At 62.4% G+C, this 3,089-nt stretch carries 1 protein-coding gene; it reads left to right on the top strand.

All coding sequences use genetic code 11. From position 1 onward, the window contains the following. Positions 1 to 1,028 precede the first annotated feature (1,028 nt). The gene (locus tag E3O67_RS11750) at positions 1,029 to 2,432 is read left to right on the top strand and encodes a ParB/RepB/Spo0J family partition protein (protein ID WP_135102776.1); all 1,404 of its coding nucleotides are present in this window, start codon (positions 1,029 to 1,031) and stop codon (positions 2,430 to 2,432) included. Positions 2,433 to 3,089: the final 657 nt, after the last annotated feature.

Here is a 3,089-nt window from a genome sequence, read left to right as displayed (position 1 = left end):
TGAACGACCAACAACACCCGCACCAGCCAGCCTCGTCGGGATCAATCACCTCGCCGACGAAACCGCCACAAACTAACCCAAGTGACTCCAGTCAGCTTGACATCGCGCGATACCCGCACTTACAGACCAGGGAACCCTGTGGGGGAGTTCAAATGGCCGCCCGTGGCCCGTGAAGGGCATATGCATCCAGCACCGTCACTAGAAAGCGGCCCCCGTTCAAACAGGCGCTCAGAATCGTGCTTACCGTGCTCAAGCTGGGCCAGAACAGACCTGCACGTCTGCCGCAAGAGTTGCAAGCGCGTGACACGTGCCGCCCTGTTGTCTTAGTATTGGATGAAACGACACACCTGCTGGTATGGGCTTCTCTATTCATGAAACTCCTTGTCTGGCACGCGAGCTGGAACTCGTTGGTGTGCCTGTAGCTGAATCGAAATGACATTGCCCCTGGGTGCTGAACTGGCCCAGGGGTTTTATGTATCGCACCGCACCAGCTCAACGGTCACATCGGAGCGGAACTGAACTCCAGCGGCAATGTCAATTCTACCGGCCATTTAATGACCAAGGATTGGCTACTACAAAGGTCGTGCCGCTCGCAGCGCCGCCAGATTCCCGGCCGGGCCACATCCTTCATAACCTCACCCAACGCCCCCACAGCCCGCACGTACTGCGGCCGACACGACGGGTCATTCGGCAACCGAGCCAACCGGATCGCTGCCTCAGCCAACACGGCATCAGGCACCCCGAGACATCGGTCCCAACTCGGCCAGGACCGCATCCTCACCGGTGGGATTTGAATCCACCTGCGGTGAGCCCTGCGGGCCTGGGAACCGCTGCGCGGTCGCCTCTTGCACTTTTTTAACTGTCTGGCCGTTTCACCGTAGTTCGCTTTCGTGCCTGCGTTACGGGCTTTCGCGGCATATCCTCGCTGCGCTGCGGTATTCCACGACCCTGCACTTTGGCACTCCCGCTCTCTATCGATTTCTCTTGCCAGACAGGCAAAAAAAATCAGTTGATGGAGAGAGAACCCAATGATTAACACCACCGCCACCGTAGGCACCATCGAGCACATTGACCCCAACCTCATCGTCGTGGAAGCGAACGTGCGCTCTGAGGCTGCGCTGGGCCGGGAGTTCGTGGCCAGCATCAAGGCAAACGGTGTTCTGACGCCGATCCTCGCGCGCCGCGACGACCAGGGCAACATCATCGTCCGCGCTGGTCAGCGCCGCACCCTCGCCGCCCGTGAGGCCGGACTGGTGACTATCCCGGCGTACATCGTTGCCGCCGACGAAACGACCGTCGAGCGAATCGTGCAGCAGATGGCGGAGAACGACCACCGCGAAGCCGTCACCGACGCCGACCGGGTGGCCGCGTTCCAGCAACTCGCGTTCGAGGGTCTGACCCCCGCTGTGATCGCCAAGCGATTGGGCAGCAAGCCCGCCACAGTCAAGGCCGGAATCGCTGTCGCAGAGAACGCCGTCGCAGCATCCGCCATCGTCAGCCACTCCCTCACTCTTGACCAGGCAGCCACACTGATCGAGTTCGAAGGCGACGACGAAACCGTGTCCGTGCTCATCGACATCGCAACCACAACCCCGGAGAAGTTCGCCCACGCAGCACAACGCGCCCGCGACGAGGCCCGCATCGAAGCGATCAAGGCCACCGCGACCGCCGACCTGATCGAGCTCGGCTACGAAATCCTCGACCGCGACCGTGGATCCTACGAAACCGACTACGTCAGCATCAGCTACCTGAGCACCGCGGACGGCGATCAGGTCACCGTGCAGCACCTCACCGATGCGGTGGGCCGGGCCGCGTACGTGTACGCCCACGCCAGCAGCGACACAGCCTTCGTGCGCTACTACCTGAAAGACCCCAAGGCCGCCGGATTCCGAAAGTCCAGCGGAAGCGGAGCCACCAGCGGCCCCATGACCGACGACGAAAAGGCCGAACGCAAAACCCTCATCGCCAACAACAAGCAGTGGGCCAGCGCCGAGGTCGTGCGCCGCGAATGGCTGGCCGAGTTCCTCAGCCGCAAGACCCTCCCCAAGGACGCAGCCAAAGCCATCGCACTCGGCCTGACCGTGCACCACGCAGTTGTCGGCAAAGCCAACCAGAACGGCAACGTACTCGCCCACACCCTCCTCGGACTGGAGCGAGCTCACTACTTCTCCCCCGACAAGCTCTCCGCGCTCGTGGAACACTCCCCCACCAAGGCGCAGCACGTCACTCTCGCCATCGTGCTGGCAGGCATCGAGGACAGCACCAGCAAGGAAACATGGCGCTACCCCGACACCCACACCGCCCGCTACCTCGAGCAACTCTCCACATGGGGCTACAGCCTGAGCGAGGTCGAGCACATCGTGATCAACGCGGTGGCAGAGAAGGCCGCACCCAAGGCCGACGAATCCGCCGCCACGGCCACCCAGGAGTAACCGCACCCGACGCCCGGCGTGACAGTCCCCCGACTGCCACGCCGGGCATCACTGCCCCGGCACCGGAATGAACGCCAACCAGGCACATGCCCCTTCGGGACGCGACGGAACAGCGGCGCAGCCGCCGTACCCATCCCCCTCTGTGGAGCCGCTGCGCGGCACGGTGATACCAGAGTGATATCACTCTGAAACGGCAACGGCGGGGCCGCCACAAGCGATATGGAGCCGCTGCGCGGCTGGCTTCTGTCACTGCCCCAGGCGGGCGGATCACGAGACGCGCTCAAAAGCACCGTGCGAGAGGCCACCCGATATCGTCGATCCATGTCCTCAATACAACAAGGCCACTTGGCCAACGACGACAGGGTCTTCGCTGCATATGGCAGAGCCATGCACGGATCGCAAGCCTTAGAGTATTGGCTGCGAGTCTTGGTCAACGTGAATCGGGTAGCGACGAAGGACTTCGCCTCCCAGGCTGAACTCGAAAGGGCCGTCGACACGCTTTCGACCTCGACAATGGGCACGGTGTTCGCAGCGCTACGGACCCTAGCTGTACCGAGTCATGACGTTGGTGACACTCGGCTGATGGGGGTTGCTCCGATGCCGCCGTGGATTCGTTCAGTGTTGTAGTAGTTGAGCCAGGGTGCAAGAGCTGCTGTG

The organism is Cryobacterium sp. TMT3-29-2 (genome assembly GCF_004564305.1).
GTDB classification, from domain to species: Bacteria; Actinomycetota; Actinomycetes; order Actinomycetales; family Microbacteriaceae; genus Cryobacterium; species Cryobacterium sinapicolor.
The sequence above is the reverse complement of the archived record's forward strand: the minus strand, read 5'-3'. Positions and strand labels throughout refer to the sequence as shown.

Excerpts from the sequence above, each read along its gene's own strand:
- E3O67_RS11750 (WP_135102776.1), top strand. The coding sequence starts at position 1,029 with ATGATTAACACCACCGCCACCGTAGGCACCATCGAGCACATTGACCCC.